Here is a 19,242-nt window from a genome sequence, read left to right on the forward strand (position 1 = left end):
GGCTCGCACCCACCCATCATCGACGCAGAAGATCCTGACACCGGGGTAATCCGTGAAAAAGCTCTCCGCACGACGACGCCATCCGCTGGCGGCGGTCGTCGTACTACTCCTCGCGCTGGCGGCTACCGGGGGGCTGTACGCCGCGTTCGCGCCTGCGGGTAAGGCGCAGGCCGACGAAACCGCCCAGTCCCTCGCCATCGACGAGGGCAAGAAGCTCTACTCCGTGGGCTGCGCCAGCTGCCACGGATCCGGCGGTCAGGGCACCACCGACGGGCCGTCCCTCGTGGGCGTCGGCTCCGCCGCCGTCGACTTCCAGGTCGGTACCGGACGCATGCCGGCCCAGCAGCCGGGCGCCCAGGTCCCGAAGAAGAAGGTCATCTACTCCCAGGCCGAGATCGACCAGCTCGCGGCGTACGTCGCGTCCCTGGGCGCCGGTCCGATCACGCCGACCGGAAGCCAGGTCGACCCTGCCGGCGCGGACGTGGCCAAGGGCGGTGACCTGTTCCGCACCAACTGCGCGCAGTGCCACAACTTCACCGGAAAGGGCGGCGCGCTGACGAACGGCAAGTACGCCCCGGACCTCGAAGGCGTGAGCCCGAAGCACATCTACGAGGCCATGCAGACCGGCCCGCAGAGCATGCCCTCCTTCCCGGACAGCACCATGCCCGAGCAGGAGAAGAAAGACATCATCGCGTACATCAAGACCGTCAACGGTGATGAGTCCGAAGACCCCGGCGGCCTCTCGCTCGGTGGCCTCGGCCCCGTCAGTGAAGGACTCTTCGGCTGGATCTTCGGCCTGGGCGGCCTGATCGCCATCGCCGTATGGGTCGCGGCCCACACCGCTAAGGCCAAGAAGTCATGAGTAGCCAACAGATTCCAGAAGAGAACCTGCCGGTAGAGCAGGGCACCGCGCACGGCGCGGTAGAGGGTGCGGGCGACCCGTTCGCCGACCCGGGGCTGCCGGCCCACAAGCCGCGCATCCAGGACATCGACGAACGGGCTGCGAAGCGCTCCGAGCGAGCCGTCGCCCTCCTGTTCACGCTGTCCATGCTGGCGACGGTCGGCTTCATCGCCTCGTACGTCATCTTCCCGGTCGACAAGATCGTCTTCATCTGGCCGTTCGGCCATGTGAGCGCGCTCAACTTCTCCCTGGGCCTGACCCTGGGTCTGGCGCTCTTCCTCATCGGCGCGGGAGCCGTCCACTGGGCGCGCACCCTGATGTCCGACGTGGAGGTGGCCGACGACCGGCACGCCATCGAGGCCACGCCCGAGGTCAAGGCCAAGGTCATGGCCGACTTCGCGGACGGTGCCAGGGAGTCCGCGATCGGGCGGCGGAAGCTGATCCGCAACACCATGTTCGGTGCGCTGGCCCTGGTGCCGCTCTCCGGTGTGGTGCTGCTGCGCGACCTCGGTCCGCTGCCGGAGAAGAAGCTCCGCAAGACGCTGTGGGCCAAGGGCAAGCAGCTCGTCAACATGAACACCATGGAGCCGCTGCGTCCCGAGGACGTCGTCGTCGGTTCGCTGACCTTCGCCATGCCCGAGGGCCTGGAGGAGGACGCGCACGACTTCCAGACGCAGATCGCCAAGGCCGCCCTGATGATCATCCGCATCGAGCCGGACAACATCAAGGACAAGCGTGAGCGCGAGTGGGCCCACGAGGGAATCGTGGCCTTCTCCAAGATCTGCACCCACGTCGGCTGCCCGATCAGCCTGTACGAGCAGCAGACGCATCACGTGCTCTGCCCGTGCCACCAGTCCACCTTCGACCTCTCCGACGGCGCCCGCGTCATCTTCGGTCCGGCCGGTCACCCCCTTCCGCAGCTGCGGATCGGCGTGAACAGCGAGGGCAACCTCGAGGCGCTCGGTGACTTCGAAGAGCCCGTCGGTCCTGCCTTCTGGGAGCGCGGATGAGTACTGCGACGGAAACACAGCGCAAGGCGCCCGCCGGTGAGCGGGTGGCCGACTGGGCGGACGGCCGGCTCGGGATCTACGGCCTGGCCAAGGCCAACATGCGCAAGATCTTCCCGGACCACTGGTCCTTCATGCTGGGTGAGATCTGCCTCTACAGCTTCATCATCATCATCCTCACGGGTGTGTATCTGACGCTGTTCTTCCACCCGAGCATGAACGAGGTCGTCTACCACGGCTCGTACGAGCCGATGCAGGGCATCCGGATGTCCGAGGCCTACGCCTCGACGCTGGACATCAGCTTCGACGTCCGCGGTGGTCTGCTCGTCCGGCAGATCCACCACTGGGCAGCGGTGATCTTCCTCGCCGGCATGTTCGTGCACATGTTCCGGGTGTTCTTCACCGGTGCGTACCGCAAGCCGCGTGAGATCAACTGGCTGTTCGGCTTCCTGCTGTTCGTCCTCGGCATGTTCACCGGGTTCACCGGCTACTCGCTCCCGGACGACCTGCTCTCCGGCACGGGTGTGCGCTTCACGCAGGGCGCCATCCTGTCGATGCCGATCGTGGGCACGTACATCTCGATGTTCCTGTTCGGCGGGGAGTTCCCCGGCGGCGACATCATCGCCCGGTTCTACTCGATCCACATCCTGCTGCTGCCGGGCATCATGCTCGGGCTCGTGGTCGGCCACCTCATCCTGGTCTTCTTCCACAAGCACACGCAGTTCGCGGGTCCGGGCCGGACGAACAAGAACGTCGTCGGCATGCCGCTGCTGCCGGTCTACATGGCCAAGGCCGGAGGGTTCTTCTTCCTGGTCTTCGGCTTCATCGCGATCATCGCGGGCATCGCCTCGATCAACCCGATCTGGGCACTCGGCCCCTACCGCCCCGACCAGGTGTCCACGGGCGCCCAGCCGGACTGGTACATGGGCTTCGCCGAAGGCTTCGTCCGTGTGATGCCCGGCTGGGAGATCAACCTCTGGGGCCACACGCTGGTCCTCGGTGTGCTGATCCCGCTGGTCCTGTTCGGTGTGATCCTGGCGGCGCTCGCGCTCTACCCGTTCATCGAGTCCTGGATCACCGGGGACAAGCGCGAGCACCACATCCTGGACAGGCCGCGCAACGCTCCGACCCGGACCGCGCTCGGTGTCGCCTGGGTGACGATCTACTTCGTCATGCTCATCGGCGGCGGCAACGACATCTGGGCGACGCACTTCAGCCTGTCGCTCAACGCGATCAGCTGGTTCGTCCGGATCGCGTTCTTCGTCGGACCGGTCCTGGCGTTCGTCGTCACCCGGCGGATCTGCCTCGGCCTCCAGCGCCGGGACAAGGAGAAGGTGCTGCACGGGCGCGAGTCCGGCACCATCAAGCGCCTGCCGCACGGTGAGTTCGTGGAGATCCACGAGCCGCTCGGCCAGGGGCAGCTGCACACGCTCACGGCGCACGAGCAGTACAAGCCGCTCGAGATCGGCCCGACGGTCGACGAGAACGGTGTCGAGCGCAAGCCGTCGGCGCTGCAGAAGGTGCGCGCACGGCTCAGCAGGAGCTACTACGGCGAGAACAACCAGATCGCCAAGCCCACTGCCGAGGAGTACAAGGAGATCACCAGCGGCCACGGCCACCACTGATCACCTCAGCTGACCGCCACAGCGGGAGCCCCGTCCATCCGATGGACGGGGCTCTTCGCTGTCCCGGGGCCTGGATAGGGTGGGAGGCGTACTTCTATCGGCTGTGGACCCCAGGAGCGGACCATGAACGTTGTGACCCCGGACGGCGGCGACAGCGTGGCGGACCGTACCTGGCCCGGCGTGCTGACCCCCCTGCTGCGCGGCGAGAACCTGAGCACGGACGACACCGCGTGGGCCATGGACCGCATCATGAGCGGCGAGGCCTCCGACGTGCAGATCGCCGGCTTCGCGGTCGCCCTGCGGGCCAAGGGCGAGACCGTCGACGAGGTCACCGGGCTCGTCCGCGCCATGTACGAGCACGCCCACACCATCGAGGTCCCCGGCCGTACGGTCGACATCGTGGGGACCGGCGGCGACATGGCCAAGACGGTCAACATCTCCACCATGTCGGCGATCGTCGTCGCGGGGACGGGCGCCAAGGTCGTCAAGCACGGCAACCGCGCCTCCTCCTCGGCCAGCGGGGCCTCCGACGTACTGGAGAAGCTCGGCGTCAACCTCGAACTGACGCCGCGGCGCGTGGTCGACGTCGCCGAGGAGGCGGGCATCACCTTCTGCTTCGCGGTCAAGTTCCACCCCGCCCTGCGGTACGCCGCCAGGGCGCGCAAGGAGCTCGGCACACAGACCACCTTCAACATCCTGGGTCCGCTCACCAACCCGGCCCGGGTGCGCTCCCAGGCCATCGGGGTCGCCGACCCGAAGATGGCGCCCATCGTCGCCGGAGTGCTGGCCGACCGGGGGAACTCGGCGCTCGTCTTCCGGGGCGACGACGGCCTCGACGAGCTGACCACCACGGCGACCTCGCGGGTCTGGATCGTCCGCGACGGCACCGTCCGCGAGCAGGCCTTCGACCCCCGTGACGTCGGCCTGGAGCTGGTCCCGGTGGAGGCGCTGCGCGGCGCCGACTCCTCGTACAACGCGGACGTGGCCCGTCGGCTGCTCGACGGCGAGAGAGGCCCCGTGCGCGACGCCGTGCTGCTCAACTCGGCCGCCGCGCTGGTCGCGCTGGACCCGGGCGAGGGCACGCTGGACGAGCAGCTCGCGGCCGGGATCGCGCGGGCCGCCGGGTCCATCGACTCGGGGGCGGCCAAGGGCGCGCTGGAGCGCTGGGTGGCGGCCAGCAACGCCTGAGGGGCGTACGACAGGGTGTGAGCAAGGGCGCAGTCCGGATCGCGGACTGCGCCCTTGCGCGACGCCCTGGTTGTGGCAAGATGCTGCGCAGGTCATGAGTGACAGCGACTACGGCCCCGGCCCGCTGTCCGGCAACCCTCCGTCCGTGGCGGGGTGCCCCGGGTGAAGACCAGGCCGCAGGCAGCGAGGTCTGTGGCAAGCGCGGGCCCCTCGGCATCGTCGGATGCCACCCCTTGGGGTCCTTGGTCCCAGGGAGCCTCTTGTGAGCAAGCGAATGCGATAGGGCGCCACGCCCTTCTCCGCACACCTCTTTTCCTTCCTTTCCGCGCTGCCGCGCACGATCGCCGGCGCGAGGATTTCGCCTGCCTCTTACGGGAGTTCGCCATGTCTGTCCCCACTGCTGCCGTCGACCAGTCCATTTGTGCCCCGCTGCCGGTTCTGGGAGCTGATGTCACCGTTCCGCTGGTGACGGGCGGAGATGTCACCTACGCCGCCCTCGACTACGCGGCCAGCGCCCCGGCGCTCCAGCGGGTCTGGGACGACGTGGCGGCCTACGCCCCGTACTACGGCAGCGTGCACCGGGGTGCCGGTTACCTCTCGCAGCTCTCCACCGACCTGTTCGAGAGCAGCCGTGTGACCGTCGCGGAGTTCCTCGGCTGCCGTGCCGACGACCAGGTGGTCTTCACCCGCTCGACGACCGACTCCCTCAACCTGCTCGCCGCCGCGCTGCCCGCCGACTGCGAGGTGTTCGTGTTCGAGACCGAGCACCACGCCTCGCTGCTGCCCTGGCGCGACGCCCGGGTCACCTACCTCGACGCCCCGCGCACCCCGGACCAGGCCGTGGCCACGCTGGAGCGGGCACTGGCGGGCCGGACGCCCCACGGCCCCGCGCTGGTCTGCGTGACCGGCGCGTCCAACGTCACCGGCGAGCTGTGGCCGGTCCGCGAACTGGCCGCCGCCGCCCACGCCCACGGGGCGCGGATCGTGCTCGACGCCGCGCAGCTGGCCCCCCACCACCCGGTGGACATCGCCGAGCTGGACGTCGACTGGGTCGCCTTCTCCGGACACAAGCTGTACGCACCCTTCGGCTCGGGCGTCCTCGCCGGCCGGGCCGACTGGCTGGTGGACGCCGAGCCGTACCTCGCGGGCGGCGGTGCCTCCCGCAAGGTCGCCCGGCGCGCCGACGGCGGTGTGGACGTCGAGTGGCACACCACCGCCGCCCGCCACGAGGCCGGCTCGCCCAACGTCATCGGCGTCTACTCCATCGCCGCCGCCTGCAAGGCCCTGACCGAGGCCGGGTTCGACCGGCTGGTCGCCCGCGAGCAGCAGCTCGTCACCCGGGTCCGCGAGGGCCTCGCCGAGGTCCCCGAGGTCAAGGTGCTCTCGCTCTTCGGTGACGACGCCCCGCGGGTCGGCGTCCTCTCCTTCGTGGTCGAGGGCTGGAACAGCTCGCACTTCGCCGCGGCGCTCTCCGCCGAGTACGGCATCGGGGTGCGCGACGGACTGTTCTGCGCGCACCCGCTGGTGCGGACCCTGCTGGGCAGCGAGCCGCAGGACCCGGGCGAGTGCGGCGCGCCGGAGGCCGCTCCGGGGGAGAGGTCCCTCAACGCGATCCGGGTGAGCTTCGGCGCCGGGACGCCGGACGAGCACATCGAGCGCTTCCTGGGCGCCGTCCGCGAGCTGGTGAGCAAGGGCGCCCGCTGGACCTACCGCACCGAGGAGGGCCGCTGCGTGCCCGACCGGGGCGCGGCGCAGGTCTGACCGGTCCGGATACGGCTCCGGCCGGGGACGGGGGCTCGATGCCTCCCGTCCCCGGCCGGAGCCGTACGCGTACGCCCGTCTCAGGCGTCGAGGCCGATGGCGAAGGCGGCCTCCAGGTCGTGCTGCGAGTACGTGCGGAAGGCCACATGGGTGTCCGTGGCCTCGACGCCCTGGATCTTGCTGATCCGGCCCGGGATGACATCGGCCAGATCGTCGTGCCGGGCCACCCGGACCATGGCGATCAGGTCGTACGTACCGGTGACCGAGAAGACTTCGCTGACACTGTCCAGCGCGGCGATGGCCTCGGCGATCTCGGGAATCCGGTCCACGCTGGTCTTGATGAGAACGATCGCGGTGATCACGGCTGGCTTTCTCCCTCAGTGGCCGTGGCTGGAGACTTCACTCTAGTACCCCGGTACCGGACCCAGGCGTAGAGGAACCCCGCCGAGAATCCCGCCACGTGCGCGAGGTACGCCACGCCCGGGCCGCTGCCCGCGCTCCGCGCCGCCAGCCACTGCAGGACGAACCAGAACACCAGCACGATCCAGGCGGGGAAGCGCAGCGGCAGGAAGAAGAGGAAGGGGAAGAGGCTGGTGACCCGGGCCCGCGGGAAGAGCCGGAGGAACGCGCCGAGCACCGCGGAGATCGCCCCTGACGCGCCGACCAGCGTCTGGTCGGACTCCGCGTGCACCACGGCGTAGGCCACGAGGGCGAAGTAGCCGCAGAGGAGATAGAAGACGGTGAACTCGACGCGGCCCATGCGCTCCTCGGCCATCGCGCCGAACACATAGAGGAAGAGCATGTTGCCGAGCAGGTGCAGCCAGCTGCCGTGGACGAAGAGCGCGGTCAGCGGGGTCAGGGCCGCGTGCGCCGAGCCCTCCATGAGCTCGCTGGGGATCACCCCCCACCGCTCGAAGTACCCGGCCTGCGCGGCCAGCAGCGCGTCGGCGGTGCCGTGGACCGGGTTGAACCCGGAGAGCGGGCTGATCAGGAACACCGCGCAGCACAGCGCGATCAGGCCGTACGTGACCGGGGCACCGCCCGCCGAGGCCGCCGCCCCGAGCTCCCGGGCCCGCTTCCGCCAGTGGACTTCCCGCCGATCGGTCACGTACAGAGCATGACGCACCAGGTGAGAACGGGGCAGACCGCCTCGCCGTGCCGATAGGTATGCGCAAGGCCGTAGGGTTACAGCAGGACATCCGCAGTTCGACGGCGCACCGCGAGATCGAAGACCTGGGCACGTAATAGGACTCGACGAACGACGAAAGAGGACGCAACGATGACGACGGTTCCCCAGCCGACGGACGGGACCCGCTGGCGCTGCACGCTCTGCGGCAACCTCACCCGATTCGATGTGACGCGCTCCTCGAAGGTCGTGGAGTACGTACATCTCGACCTGGCCGGGGAGTCGAGTGTCGAGGAGCGAGAGGTGGTCAGTGAGACCATCGAGTCGGTGCGCTGCCGCTGGTGCAACGCCGTGGACCAGATCGAGCTGGTCGACAGGCCCGGTGCCGACTCCTGACGGGGTCGCCCGGACGGACACATTGGGGTGATGGAAGGTGGAGCAGCCGACAGGCGGCGCCGGACCGGCCGACGCGGCCGACGGCACCGCGGAGTCGCTCGACCGTCCGCTGCCCGAGGGCGTACGCCGCAGGGTCGTGGCGCTGGTGTCGGACGCCTTCGGCGGTCTGACCGTCGGCGAACTCCCCGCCCAGCTGCGGCAGTACGCCCGGTTCACCCCCAGCAGGCGGGCCAAGTTCGCGGGTAACGCGATGGCCGCCGCCCTGGAGAGCGACCCGGTGTTCCGCCGGCGCATCGGCGAGCGGATCGGCCAGAGCCAGCCGGAGCTGGCCGAGGCCCTCACCTCCGGTGCGCCGCCGGCCGCCGCCGACCCCGTCGACGTGGCCGCCGCGGCCTACGTGCTGCGGCCGTCCGGCTGGGTCAAGCTGGTGGCTGCCGCCGGCGAGGAGGTCCAGCGGGCGCACGCGGAGCGGGCCGACGAGGAGGCCAGGCGCGAGCTGGAGCGGCTGCGCGAGGAGCTCGACCGCGCCCGCGACCAGACCAGGGCCGACACCGAACGGCTGCGCGCGGAGCTGGACGCCGCGCGCAAGGAGAACGACTCCCTGCACCGCAAACTCCGCAGCGCCCTCAGCGAGGTGAAGCGCGGCGAGGCCGCGCTGCGCAAGGGCGGCGCGGAGACCGACGTCGTGCGCGCCGAGGCCGCCGCCCAGGTCTCGGCGGCCGAGAGCGAGACCCGCCGGCTGAAGGCGCGGCTGGCCGAGGCGGAGGCCTCCGTCGAGGCCGGCCGCCGGGCGGCCAGGGAGGGCCGCTCGGTCGAGGACATGCGGCTGCGGCTGCTCCTGGACACCGTGCTCGACGCGGCACAGGGCCTCCGCCGCGAACTGGCCCTGCCCCCCTCCTCGCTCCGCCCCGCGGACGGCGTCGACGCGGTGGAGCCCGGCCGGATGTCCCCGAAGGACATCGCGGCCAGGGCGCTTTCGGAGACCGATCCGGCACTGCTCGACCAGCTGCTCGCGCTGCCGCAGGCGCATCTGATCGTCGACGGCTACAACGTCACGAAGACCGGCTATCCCCAGATGCCGCTGGAGAAGCAGCGGTTGCGCCTCCTGGGCGGTCTCTCCGTCCTCGCGGCGCAGACCGGCGCCGAGATGACCTGTGTCTTCGACGGCGCCGAACTGGCCGTCCCGGTCCTGCTGGCACCGCCGCGCGGAGTCCGTGTGCTGTTCAGCAAGGCGGGGGTGACCGCGGACGAGCTGATCCGGCAGCTGGCGCGCGCCGAACCGCCGGGCAGGCCCGTCGTCGTGGTCTCCACCGACCGTGAGGTGGCCGACGGGGTGGCGAAGGCGGGGGCGCGACCGGTGGCGTCCGCCTTGCTCCTGAAGCGCCTTTCGCGTGTCTGACGCGTCATGTGAGACATGGGTGACTTGCCGGAATTTATGGAACGTACCGTCAAGTCGCCGCTACACGCAGTGTGATGAAAGTAAAGAAGTGCCTGGTGTGACGAGATTTTGCTCGTGAGGATTTGAACTGATCACAAGATGGTCACTAGGGTCAGGCCTCGAACCTTCGCACGGTTGATTGCCCACCCGGGGTGACGGCGAAGGAACCGCCGATTCCGTGACGTGCACGGAGCCGGGGATCCGTTCGTGTCCCCCCACAGCCCGGTAGGCGGCTCGAGGAAGAAGGAGCTCGCCTTCGTGGCGTCCCACCGTCGTCCCAAGCAGCCGAGCCGCACCCGCGTGACCGTGCTCACCGCGACCGCCGCCGCGGCCGTGGCCCTGACCTCCCAGGCAGCCCACGCCGACCCCAAGCCGACCAAGAGCGAGGTCAAGGCGAAGGTCGACAAGCTCTACCACGAGGCCGAGGTCGCGACGGAGAAGGCCAACGGCGCCAAGGAGCAGCAGGACAAGCTCAAGGAGCAGGCCGACGCCCTCCAGGACAAGGTCGCCCGCGGTCAGGACGAGCTCAACACCCTGCGCGGCGAGCTCGGTTCGCTGGCCACCGCGCAGTACCGCTCCGGTGGTCTCGACCCGTCGGTCCAGCTGCTGCTCTCCTCGGACCCGGACAGCTTCCTCGACCAGGCCTCCGCGCTCGACCAGCTGACGGCCAAGCAGGCCGAGTCGCTGCAGAAGATCCAGGCGAAGCAGCGGACCCTCGCGCAGCAGCGCAAGGAGGCGCAGGGCAAGCTCGCCGACCTCGCCGACGTCCGCAAGACGCTGAACGAGAACAAGAAGAAGTACCAGGGCAAGCTCGCCGACGCCCAGAAGCTGCTGAACACCCTCACCGCCGCCGAGCGCGCCAAGATGGCCGCGGACGAGCAGCGCGCCAGCCGCGCCGCCGGTGACCGGGTCGACCTCGGCAACGAGGTCCCCGCGTCCGCCCGTGGCGCCGCCGCCCTCCAGGCCGCCTCCACGCAGCAGGGCAAGCCGTACGTCTCCGGCGGCACCGGCCCCAACTCGTTCGACTGCTCGGGTCTGACCCAGTGGGCGTACGCCCAGGCCGGCGTCCAGATCACCCGCACCACGTACACCCAGATCAACGACGGTGTCCGGATCGGCCGCAGCGCCCTGAAGCCCGGCGACCTGGTCTTCTTCAACAACACCTCGCACGTGGGCCTGTACGCGGGCAACAACCAGATCCTGCACGCCCCGAAGCCCGGTGCCGTGGTCCGCTACGAGTCGATGGACTACATGGGCACCTTCCAGTTCGGCGTGCGCGTCTGACGCCCGAACGGGCGAATCGCGGCACCCCTCGACGACACCCCGCCCCGCCGGAGACCACAGGTCACCGGCGGGGCGGAGTCGTCCGCGCCCCTCCCGCACCCGGCGCGGCCTTTTGCCGGTGCGTAGCCGTCCGATTACTCTCTGCGCTGCCGTGCAGCTCCCGGTCGTCGGTCCGCCCGCCCCGGGCGGCAGGGGCTGCGCACATCTGCGTACAGCGGAAGGGAGTGCGGCTTCCTGTGGTGTCGCATCGCCGCCCCACCCGGCCCGGCCTCAACCGTGGCGTCCGGACCACCGTCCTGTCCGCCGCCGCGGCCACCGCGGCCGCCACCCTGGGCACCGCGCCCGCGAGCGCCGTGCCCGAGGACACCCCGGAGACCGCGAAGGCCGCCGTCGACCGGCTGTACACGGAGGCCGAGCGCGCCACCGAGCGGTACAACGCGGCCCGGGAGAGCCTGGGCCGGCAGCGCGGGCGGGTCGCCAGGGCCCAGGACGCGGCGGCCCGTACGCAGGAGGACATCAACCGGTTGCGGGCGTCCCTCGGCTCGATGGCGGGGGCCCAGTACCGCTCGGGCGGCATCGACCCGTCGGTCCAGCTGCTGCTCTCCTCGGACCCGGACACCTTCCTGGACCGGGCCGCCGCCCTGGACCGCGTGGGCGAGCGCCGCGCCGTGACCCTGGGCAAGCTCCACCGGGCCCAGCGGAAGATCGCCCAGACCCGCGCGGAGGCCGCCGGGGCCCTCGCCGCCCTGGAGCGCGACCGTGCGGCGGTGGCCCGCCACAAGCGCACCGTGAGGGCCAAGCTGGCCAGGGCCCGGGACGTGCTGCACACGCTTCCCGCCGCCGACCGCGCCGCCCTGGGCCGCGCGTCGCGCTCCGGCGCCCCGGGGACGCTCACCGACGGCGCCCCCGCCTCCGCGCGCGGCCTGGCGGCTCTCATGGCGGCACGGCAGGCGCTGGGCCGGCCGTACGTCTGGGGAGCCGAGGGGCCCGACGGATTCGACTGCTCGGGGCTGATGCGGTGGGCGTACGCGCAGGCCGGGGTAGGTCTGCCGAGGACCTCGCAGGCCCAGCGGTACGCGGGCCGCATGGTGCCGCTCGCCCAGGCGCTCCCCGGCGATCTGGTCGCCTACCGCGCGGACGCCAGCCACATCGGGATGTACGCGGGGAACGGGCAGGTCATCCACGCCCCGTACCCGGGTGCGGCGGTGCGCTACGACCCCGTCGGCATGATGCCCGTCTCCTCGGTCACCCGCGTCTGACCGTACGATCGGCCCGATGGCTGTTCGTACGCAGGACGCGCGGCGGGAGCGCACCCGCAGACGGGGCACGGCCGGTGCCGTGGCCGCCGTCCTGCTGCTCGCGCCCGCCTGCACCGGTCCGCGTGACTCGGCCACCGGCGGCACCGCCGAGGAGGTCGCAGCCGCCCTGGACCGCCGGGCCGCGGCCGTCATGGAGCACGACACCGGCGCCTACCTGGCCGCCCTCGACCCCCGGGCCACGGCCTTCCGGGCCGCCCAGCGCACCGAGCTGCACAACCTCGCCGACGTACCGCTGGAGTCATGGGCGTACGAGGTGAAGGACGTGACCGGTGAGGGCACGGACCGGGTGACCGCCGACGTCGAGCTGCGCTACCGCATCAAGGGCTACGACACCGCCCCGGTGTCCTCCTCCCGCACGGTGGAGCTGGTCCGCCGGGGCGAAGGCCGCACCTGGTACGTCGCCGCCGACCGGGCCGCCGACGGCACCCCGGAACAGCTCTGGCAGCAGGGCGACGTCGAGGTCGTACGGGGAACCCACAGCCTGGTCCTCGGGGTCGGCAGGGAGCCGGCCGAGCTGCGCCGGATCGCGGACACCGCGGACGGGGCCGTCCCCGCCGTCACCGGCACCTGGCCGGAGCCCTGGGCCGGGCGGATCGTGGTGCTCGTCCCCGGGTCCGTGGAGGACATGGCGCACCTGCTGGACTCGCCCGTGGCCAGTTACCGGGGCATAGCCGCCGTCACCACCGGCGAGGTCGGCGGCACCGGCCGGGCGCCCGCGGACCGGGTGATCGTCAACCCACAGGCGTACGGGATGCTCGGCGACTTCGGGCAGCGGGTCGTCCTCACCCACGAGACCACCCATGTGGCGACCCGGGCGCACACCTCCGCCGCCACGCCCGTCTGGCTCTCCGAGGGGTTCGCCGACTGGACCGCCTACCGCCGGGAGAGCCGCACCGCCCCCGAGATCGCGCCCGAGCTCGCCGAGGCGGTCCGGAGCGGCGACCTGCCCGCGCGGCTGCCGGCCGACGAGAACTTCGGCTTCGGTGAGGACGCCGCGAAGCTCGCACAGTCCTACGAGGGCGGCTGGCTGGCCTGCGAGCTGATCGCGCGGGACTGGGGCGAGAAGGAGCTGATCGCCTTCTACGAGGCCGTGGGGGACCGTTCCGCGCGGGACGGGGCCGTGGAGGAGGCCATGCACACGGTGCTCTCCACCACGCCCGAGGACTTCACGGCGCGCTGGCAGGAGTATCTTCGCGACCGACTGGGCTGATCCGCTCCGCCGCCGGCCCCCGCCGCGGGCCCGGCACGGTGTCCCGCCAGAGCCGACGCCCGGCGCTCACCGTGGCGGCGAGCAGCAGCCCGTTGCGTACGGCCATGAGCTCCAGGCCCTCCCCGTCACTGGCCACCACGTGCGCGAAGCCCAGCGGGAACTCCAGCAGGGTGACGACGGTGGCCACCAGGACCAGGCACGCGGGCAGCGCCATCCGGCTGCCCCGGAAGACCAGGCACACCGCGGCGACACCGAGCGGCCACACCATGTACTGGGGGCTGATGACCCGGCTGGTCACGGTGAACAGCAGCACCGCGGTGAACGCCGCGTCCGCCGGGGTGTGCACCGCGAACGCACGGGCCCGGACCCGCCACACCAGCAGCCAGCCGAAGGCGAGCACGCTCAGCGCCAGGGCCAGGGTGCTCACCAGGGCCACGTGCGGCCCGGCGAACTCCATCGAGCCGTAGCGGAGCTCCACCCGGCCCTCCCAGCCGAACTGCCGGGCCACATGGAAGACCAGCGCCCCCAGCGACTCGATCTCCAGACCCCGGTCCCGCTGGAACGTCAGGAAGGCGAACGCGCCCGGCACCGCCACCGCGGCCACGAGGGCCAGCACGGCGCCCGTCACCGCCGCCGCCGGCCAGGACCTCCGGGTCGCCCTGCCCTTGGCCGTACCCACCAGCACCAGCACCGGCCACACCTTCAGCAGCGTGCCGAAGGCGGCCAGCGCCCCCATCACCCGGGGATGACGCACACCCGCCAGCAGCGCCGCCACCGCGACGGCCGTCACCATCAGGTCGTAGCGGGCGTACACCGTCGGCCCGAGCAGCGGCACGCCCGCGACCCACAGCCAGGCGCCCGCGTCCCGCATGCCCGGACGGCTGCCCGCGTACAGCAGCAGCCCGAACACCAGCGCGTCACAGAGCAGCACGAGGACGAAGAAGGCCGAGGCGTACTCCAGGAAGGGCAGCAGGTCCGGGGAGAGCAGCGCGAGAGCGGCTCCGGGCGGGTACTGCCAGGTGACGTCGTCCAGCGGGTACGAGCCGGCGCGGAGCACCTCGTACCAGCCCCGGTAGATCACCGAGACGTCGCTCGTGACATCCGGACCCGGCACCGTGAACACCTTGAGAACGCAGAGCAGCAGCACCGCCCGGGTGAGACCCCAGACGGCGAGGGACAGAGCCCGGCCACTCGCGTCCGTCCTGACCGTCATGGCGCCATGATGCAGCCCCGGGCTGTGCGGGAGCCGTCAGGCAGGGCCGACGGGGCGCCCGGTACTGTCTGCGGCGATGGACAAGACGCTGATCGTGACGAACGACTTCCCGCCCCGCCCCGGTGGCATCCAGGCCTTCCTGCACAACATGGCGCTGCGCATGGACCCCGAGCGGATCGTGGTCTACGCCTCCACCTGGAAGCGCTCCGCGGAGGGCGTCGAGGCCACCGCCGCCTTCGACGCGGAGCAGCCCTTCACCGTCGTACGCGACCGTACGACGATGCTGCTGCCCACCCCGCGGGTCACCCGGACGGCGGTCCGGCTGCTGCGCGAACACGGCTGCTCCTCCGTGTGGTTCGGCGCGGCCGCCCCGCTCGGCCTGATGGCGCCGTCGCTGCGCGCGGCCGGTGCCCGCCGGATCGTGGCCACCACGCACGGCCACGAGGCGGGCTGGGCGCAGCTGCCCGCGTCCCGGCAGCTGCTGCGCCGCATCGGCGAGGGCACCGACACGATCACCTACCTCGGCGAGTACACCCGGTCGCGGATCGCCGCCGCGCTCACCCCGGAGGCCGCGGCCCGCATGGTGCAGCTGCCGCCCGGCGTCGACGAGAAGGCCTTCCACCCGGCGTCCGGCGGCGACCGGATCAGGGCCGGGCTCGGACTTGCGGACCGGCCGGTCGTCGTCTGCGTGTCCCGGCTCGTGCCGCGCAAGGGCCAGGACACCCTCATCCTGGCCATGCCCGCGATCCTGGCCCGGGTGCCGGACGCGGTCCTGCTCGTCGTGGGCGGCGGCCCGTACGCGGGGCGGCTGAGGAAGCTGGCGGCCGAGACCGGGGTCGAGGACTCCGTGCGCTTCACCGGACCGGTGGACTGGGAGGAGCTGCCCGCCCACTACGGCGCCGGCGACGTGTTCGCCATGCCCTGCCGCACCCGGCGCGGCGGGCTCGACGTCGAGGGACTCGGCATCGTCTATCTGGAGGCCTCCGCGACCGGGCTGCCGGTCGTCGCGGGCGACTCCGGGGGAGCCCCGGACGCCGTGCTCGACGGAGAGACCGGCTATGTGGTGCGGGGCGGCTCCGCCGAGGAGGCCGCCGACCGGATCGTCACCCTGCTCGGCGACCCGGAGCTGAGCCGGCGCATGGGCGAGCGGGGCCGGGCGTGGGTCGAGGAGAAGTGGCGCTGGGACCTGCTCGCGGAGAAGCTGAGGACGCTGCTCTGAGGGCGTACGGGCGTCCCGTACGGGAAGGGGCCCCGCACCGGTCGTGGTGCGGGGCCCCTCCTCGTGGGTGTGTCCGTCCGGCTCAGCCGCGGTAGATCGACTCGACCTCGTCCGCGAAGTCCTTCGCCACGACGTTGCGCTTCAGCTTCAGCGACGGAGTGATGTGGCCAGCCTCCTCGGTGAACTGGGCTCCCAGGACGCGGAACTTGCGTACCGACTCCGCCTTGGACACCGCGGCGTTGCCGTCGTCCACCGCCCGCTGCACCTCGGCGAGCAGCTCGGGGTCCTCGCGCAGCGAGAGCGCCGTCGAGCCGGCCGGCTTGCCGTTCTCCTCGGCCCAGCGGGAGAGGAACTCCTCGTCGAGGGTGAGCAGGGCGCCGACGAACGGCCGTCCGTCACCGACCACCATGCACTCGGCGACCAGGGCGTGCGCGCGGATGCGGTCCTCGATCACCGCGGGCGCGACGTTCTTGCCGCCCGCCGTGACGATGATCTCCTTCTTGCGGCCGGTGATCGCGAGATAGCCGTCCTCGTCGAGCGTGCCGATGTCACCGGTGTGGAACCAGCCGTCGGCCAGCGCCTCGGCCGTCGCCGCCTCGTTCCCCCAGTACCCGGTGAACAGGTGCTCGCCGTGCAGCAGCACCTCGCCGTCGTCGGCGATCCGCACCACCGAGCCGGGCAGCGGCTGGCCGACCGTACCGATCTTCTGCCGGTCCCACGGGTTGAACGCCGTGGCCGCGCAGCTCTCGGTGAGGCCGTAGCCCTCCAGCACCGTGAAGCCGATGCCGCGGAAGAAGTGGCCGAGCCGCTCGCCCAGCGGGGCGCCGCCGGAGATCGCGTACTCGCCGCGTCCGCCGAGCACGGCCCGGAGCTTGCTGAAGACCAGCTTGTCGAAGACCTTGTGCTTGATCCTCAGACCCGTCGAGGGGCCCTGCGGGGTGCCCAGCGCCCGGCTGTAGGCGATCGCCGTGTCGGCGGCCCGGTCGAAGATCTTGCCCTTGCCGTCGGCCTGGGCCTTGGCCCGCGCCGAGTTGTAGACCTTCTCGAACACCCGCGGCACACCGAGGATCAGCGTCGGCCGGAAGGAGGCCAGCTCGTCGGTGAGGTTCTTGATGTCCGGTACGCAGCCGAGCTTGATCGGCGCCATCACCGACGCCACCTCGACCAGCCGGCCGAAGACGTGCGCGGTGGGGAGGAAGAGCAGGACGGAGCACTCGCCGGTACGGAAGAGGGGCTTGAGCCGCTCCACGATGTTGCCGCACTCCGCGAAGAAGCTGCGGTGCGTCAGCACACAGCCCTTGGGGCGGCCGGTGGTGCCCGAGGTGTAGACGATCGTCGCCGGGTCGTCGGCCTTCGCGCTCACCATGCGCAGGTCCAGCGTCTCGTCGGAGACCCCGGCACCCGCGGCGACGAGCTCGCCGACGGCGCCCCGGTCGATCTCCCAGACGTGCCGCAGACCCGGGAGCCGGTCCCGGACGGAGGCGACGGACTCCGTGTGGGCGCCGCTCTCCACGACGACCGCGACCGCACCCGAGTCACCGAGTATCCACTGGACCTGTTCGGGGGAGCTGGTCTCGTACACCGGCACGGTGACGGCGCCCGCGCTCCAGATGGCGAAGTCCAGCAGGACCCACTCGAAGCGGGTGCGGGACATGAGCGCCACCCGGTCGCCGGGCTGGATGCCCATGGCGATCAGGCCCTTGGCGGTCTCCGAGACCTCGGCGAGGAACCGGGTCGCCGAGACGTCCGTCCAGACGCCGGCCACCTTCCGGCTCATCACCGCGACATCGGGATGCTGAGCGGCGTTGCGGCGGATGAGATCCGTCAGGTTGCCGTCCGTGGGGACCTCGTACAGGGCCGGAAGGCTGAACTCGCGCAAGACTGCTGCTCCTCATCGGGCTCCGGTTCACGGCTCTGTGTGACGCACCGGATCGGTCCAAGACTGGCAGATGCTCAGTGGGGTGAGCACGACTGGACTGGCGGGACGTTACCCACCGGTACTCGGTTCCGGAAAGGGGGTTCCGGCCAGATGTCTTATGCATCACACATATCGGTGGTCCTTCGGCGCACATTAGTCCACCCGTGTCCCGATCCGGAAGTAATCGCAGGTCCGGCGGCCTCTACCCGGAGAAGCGGACGGAGACCTAGGGTGATCTCCATGCGAGCCGCCACACCGCACGATCAGCACACGATCCGCACTCGACGGACACGCGTCCACGTGGTCAGCGACGTGCACGGGAACACGGAGGCGCTGGCGCGTGCCGGGGACGGCGCCGACGCCCTGATCTGCCTGGGTGACCTGGTCCTCTTCCTCGACTACGCCGACCACTCGCGCGGCATCTTCCCCGACCTGTTCGGGGTCGCCGCCGCCGACCGCATCGTCGAGCTGCGCACCGCGCGCCGCTACGACGAGGCACGCGCCTTCGGCCGCGAGCTCTGGGCCGGCCGGGACCGCAACGCGGCGATCCTGTCCGCCGTGCGCAAGCAGTACGCCGAGATGTTCGCCGTCCTGCCCACCCCCACTTACGCCACGTACGGCAACGTCGACGTCCCCACGCTCTGGCCCGAGTACGCCAATTCCGGTACCACCGTGCTGGACGGTGAACGGGTCGAGATCGGCGGCCGGGTCTTCGGTTTCGTCGGGGGCGGCCTCAGGACCCCCATGAACACCCCCTACGAGATCAGCGACGAGGAGTACGCCGCCAAGGTCGAGGCGCTCGGCCCGGTCGACGTCCTGTGCTCGCACATCCCGCCGGAGGTCCCGGAGCTGACGTACGACACCGTGGCGAGGCGCTTCGAGCGCGGCAGCCGCGCGCTCCTCGACGCCATCCACCGCACCCGCCCCCGCTACGCGATTTTCGGCCACGTCCACCAGCCGCTGGTCCGCAGGATGCGGATCGGCGCCACCGAGTGCGTCAACGTCGGCCACTTCGCCTCCAGCGGGCGGCCCTGGGTCCTGGAGTGGTGACGGTCCCACCCGCCGGCGACACGGCCACCGGGCGCGGGCCGGGGCGCGGACGGACGGGCCACCGGCACGCGATAGCCTGCACACGGCAGGCCTCTGCCGAACGCGACCGGTACACCGCACTGGAGGGCCACGGCGATGGCTGAACACACCAGCTCGAGCATCACGATCGAGGCGGCACCGGCCGACGTCATGGGAGTGATCGCCGACTTCGCCCGCTACCCGGAGTGGACCGGCGAGGTGAAGGAGGCCGAGATCCTGGCCACCGACGACCAGGGCCGCGCCGAGCAGGTCCGCCTCGTCCTGGACGCCGGAGCGATCAAGGACGACCACGTCCTCGCCTACACCTGGAACAGCCCGTACGAGGTGGACTGGTCCCTGGTCAAGTCCCAGATGCTGCGCGCCCTGGACGGCAGTTACGCCCTGGCGCCGCTGGGCGACGGCGACCGCACCCAGGTCACCTACCGGCTCGCCGTCGACGTCAAGATCCCGCTGCTCGGCATGATCAAGCGCAAGGCCGAGAAGGTCATCATCGACCGGGCGCTCGCCGGGCTGAAGAAGCGCGTCGAGTCCGTCCCGAAGGCCTGATC

At 71.2% G+C, this 19,242-nt stretch carries 17 protein-coding genes and 1 riboswitch; of the genes, 13 read left to right on the top strand and 4 right to left on the bottom strand.

Annotated elements, in window-relative coordinates; translation table 11 throughout:
• The first annotated feature begins 52 nt into the window (after positions 1 to 52).
• The 5 genes from qcrC (at position 53) to ACZ607_RS03335 (ending at position 6,482) form a co-directional block, all read left to right on the top strand.
• Positions 53 to 862, top strand: a complete 810-nt coding sequence (gene qcrC / locus ACZ607_RS03315) for a cytochrome bc1 complex diheme cytochrome c subunit (protein ID WP_124276878.1) — start codon at positions 53 to 55, stop codon at positions 860 to 862.
• Positions 859 to 1,911, top strand: coding sequence for a cytochrome bc1 complex Rieske iron-sulfur subunit (qcrA, locus tag ACZ607_RS03320; RefSeq protein ID WP_360367993.1), 1,053 nt, complete (start codon positions 859 to 861; stop codon positions 1,909 to 1,911). Before qcrC ends, qcrA begins: the two co-directional genes overlap by 4 nt.
• Entirely contained in the window at positions 1,908 to 3,533 is a 1,626-nt protein-coding gene (qcrB, locus tag ACZ607_RS03325; protein ID WP_129262279.1) for a cytochrome bc1 complex cytochrome b subunit, read from the top strand. The genes qcrA and qcrB overlap by 4 nt, the downstream gene beginning before the upstream one ends.
• 123 nt (positions 3,534 to 3,656) lie before the next feature.
• Positions 3,657 to 4,721: an anthranilate phosphoribosyltransferase gene (gene trpD / locus ACZ607_RS03330; protein ID WP_469731205.1), complete on the top strand. Its 1,065-nt coding sequence runs from the start codon at positions 3,657 to 3,659 to the stop codon at positions 4,719 to 4,721.
• 90 nt (positions 4,722 to 4,811) lie between these two features.
• A riboswitch (SAM riboswitch) is annotated at positions 4,812 to 4,929 on the top strand.
• Positions 4,930 to 5,105: 176 nt separating this feature from the next.
• Positions 5,106 to 6,482: an aminotransferase class V-fold PLP-dependent enzyme gene (locus ACZ607_RS03335; protein ID WP_469731206.1), complete on the top strand. Its 1,377-nt coding sequence runs from the start codon at positions 5,106 to 5,108 to the stop codon at positions 6,480 to 6,482.
• 80 nt (positions 6,483 to 6,562) lie between these two features.
• Here the strand turns inward: ACZ607_RS03335 and ACZ607_RS03340 are convergent, their stop codons facing one another.
• Positions 6,563 to 6,844 (bottom strand): Lrp/AsnC family transcriptional regulator, encoded by a 282-nt coding sequence (locus ACZ607_RS03340; RefSeq protein ID WP_033303376.1) that lies wholly within the window; start codon positions 6,842 to 6,844, stop codon positions 6,563 to 6,565.
• The gene (locus tag ACZ607_RS03345; RefSeq protein WP_469731208.1) at positions 6,841 to 7,590 is read right to left on the bottom strand and encodes a rhomboid family intramembrane serine protease; all 750 of its coding nucleotides are present in this window, start codon (positions 7,588 to 7,590) and stop codon (positions 6,841 to 6,843) included. Before ACZ607_RS03345 ends, ACZ607_RS03340 begins: the two co-directional genes overlap by 4 nt.
• Before the next feature lie 171 nt (positions 7,591 to 7,761).
• On the opposite strand from ACZ607_RS03345, the gene ACZ607_RS03350 reads away from it, so the two are divergent.
• From ACZ607_RS03350 to ACZ607_RS03370, 5 genes are all read left to right on the top strand, one after another.
• Positions 7,762 to 8,004, top strand: a complete 243-nt coding sequence (locus ACZ607_RS03350; RefSeq protein ID WP_014156692.1) for a hypothetical protein — start codon at positions 7,762 to 7,764, stop codon at positions 8,002 to 8,004.
• Between the two features lie 37 nt (positions 8,005 to 8,041).
• Positions 8,042 to 9,403, top strand: coding sequence for an NYN domain-containing protein (locus ACZ607_RS03355; protein ID WP_469731210.1), 1,362 nt, complete (start codon positions 8,042 to 8,044; stop codon positions 9,401 to 9,403).
• A 297-nt stretch (positions 9,404 to 9,700) separates the two neighbouring features.
• A complete protein-coding gene (locus tag ACZ607_RS03360) occupies positions 9,701 to 10,726 on the top strand; it encodes a C40 family peptidase (protein WP_469731212.1) in 1,026 nt (341 codons plus the stop codon).
• 236 nt (positions 10,727 to 10,962) lie between these two features.
• Complete coding sequence (locus ACZ607_RS03365; protein ID WP_469731214.1) at positions 10,963 to 11,985, top strand: C40 family peptidase; 1,023 nt, start codon at positions 10,963 to 10,965, stop codon at positions 11,983 to 11,985.
• A gap of 16 nt (positions 11,986 to 12,001) precedes the next feature.
• Positions 12,002 to 13,255, top strand: coding sequence for a hypothetical protein (locus tag ACZ607_RS03370; RefSeq protein ID WP_469731216.1), 1,254 nt, complete (start codon positions 12,002 to 12,004; stop codon positions 13,253 to 13,255).
• Here the strand turns inward: ACZ607_RS03370 and ACZ607_RS03375 are convergent.
• On the bottom strand, positions 13,212 to 14,468 hold the full coding sequence (locus ACZ607_RS03375; RefSeq protein ID WP_469731218.1) for a glycosyltransferase 87 family protein: 1,257 nt from the start codon (positions 14,466 to 14,468) through the stop codon (positions 13,212 to 13,214). The two genes, ACZ607_RS03370 and ACZ607_RS03375, sit on opposite strands and share 44 nt — an antisense overlap.
• 76 nt (positions 14,469 to 14,544) lie before the next feature.
• Here ACZ607_RS03375 and ACZ607_RS03380 point away from each other — a divergent pair, with 76 nt between their 5' ends.
• A complete protein-coding gene (locus tag ACZ607_RS03380; RefSeq protein ID WP_469731220.1) occupies positions 14,545 to 15,687 on the top strand; it encodes a glycosyltransferase family 4 protein in 1,143 nt (380 codons plus the stop codon).
• Positions 15,688 to 15,769: 82 nt separating this feature from the next.
• On the opposite strand, the gene ACZ607_RS03385 is transcribed toward ACZ607_RS03380, so the two are convergent.
• Positions 15,770 to 17,566, bottom strand: coding sequence for an AMP-dependent synthetase/ligase (locus tag ACZ607_RS03385; protein WP_469731222.1), 1,797 nt, complete (start codon positions 17,564 to 17,566; stop codon positions 15,770 to 15,772).
• 279 nt (positions 17,567 to 17,845) lie between these two features.
• Between ACZ607_RS03385 and ACZ607_RS03390 the strand changes: the two genes are divergently transcribed.
• Together ACZ607_RS03390 and ACZ607_RS03395 are read left to right on the top strand one after the other, a co-directional pair.
• Positions 17,846 to 18,655: a metallophosphoesterase family protein gene (locus ACZ607_RS03390; protein WP_469731224.1), complete on the top strand. Its 810-nt coding sequence runs from the start codon at positions 17,846 to 17,848 to the stop codon at positions 18,653 to 18,655.
• A gap of 135 nt (positions 18,656 to 18,790) precedes the next feature.
• Complete coding sequence (locus ACZ607_RS03395) at positions 18,791 to 19,240, top strand: SRPBCC family protein (protein ID WP_469731226.1); 450 nt, start codon at positions 18,791 to 18,793, stop codon at positions 19,238 to 19,240.
• The last annotated feature ends 2 nt before the right edge of the window (positions 19,241 to 19,242 follow it).

This window comes from Streptomyces sp. NPDC104381 (assembly GCF_055583745.1).

Bases quoted from the DNA above. Each gene is read 5' to 3' on its own strand.
- ACZ607_RS03390 (WP_469731224.1), top strand. From the start codon at position 17,846: ATGCGAGCCGCCACACCGCACGATCAGCACACGATCCGCACTCGACGG.
- ACZ607_RS03335 (WP_469731206.1), top strand. From the start codon at position 5,106: ATGTCTGTCCCCACTGCTGCCGTCGACCAGTCCATTTGTGCCCCGCTG.
- qcrB (WP_129262279.1), top strand. From the start codon at position 1,908: ATGAGTACTGCGACGGAAACACAGCGCAAGGCGCCCGCCGGTGAGCGG.
- ACZ607_RS03395 (WP_469731226.1), top strand. From the start codon at position 18,791: ATGGCTGAACACACCAGCTCGAGCATCACGATCGAGGCGGCACCGGCC.
- ACZ607_RS03380 (WP_469731220.1), top strand. From the start codon at position 14,545: ATGGACAAGACGCTGATCGTGACGAACGACTTCCCGCCCCGCCCCGGT.
- ACZ607_RS03370 (WP_469731216.1), top strand. From the start codon at position 12,002: ATGGCTGTTCGTACGCAGGACGCGCGGCGGGAGCGCACCCGCAGACGG.
- ACZ607_RS03350 (WP_014156692.1), top strand. From the start codon at position 7,762: ATGACGACGGTTCCCCAGCCGACGGACGGGACCCGCTGGCGCTGCACG.
- ACZ607_RS03375 (WP_469731218.1), bottom strand. From the start codon at position 14,468: ATGACGGTCAGGACGGACGCGAGTGGCCGGGCTCTGTCCCTCGCCGTC.
- qcrA (WP_360367993.1), top strand. From the start codon at position 859: ATGAGTAGCCAACAGATTCCAGAAGAGAACCTGCCGGTAGAGCAGGGC.
- trpD (WP_469731205.1), top strand. From the start codon at position 3,657: ATGAACGTTGTGACCCCGGACGGCGGCGACAGCGTGGCGGACCGTACC.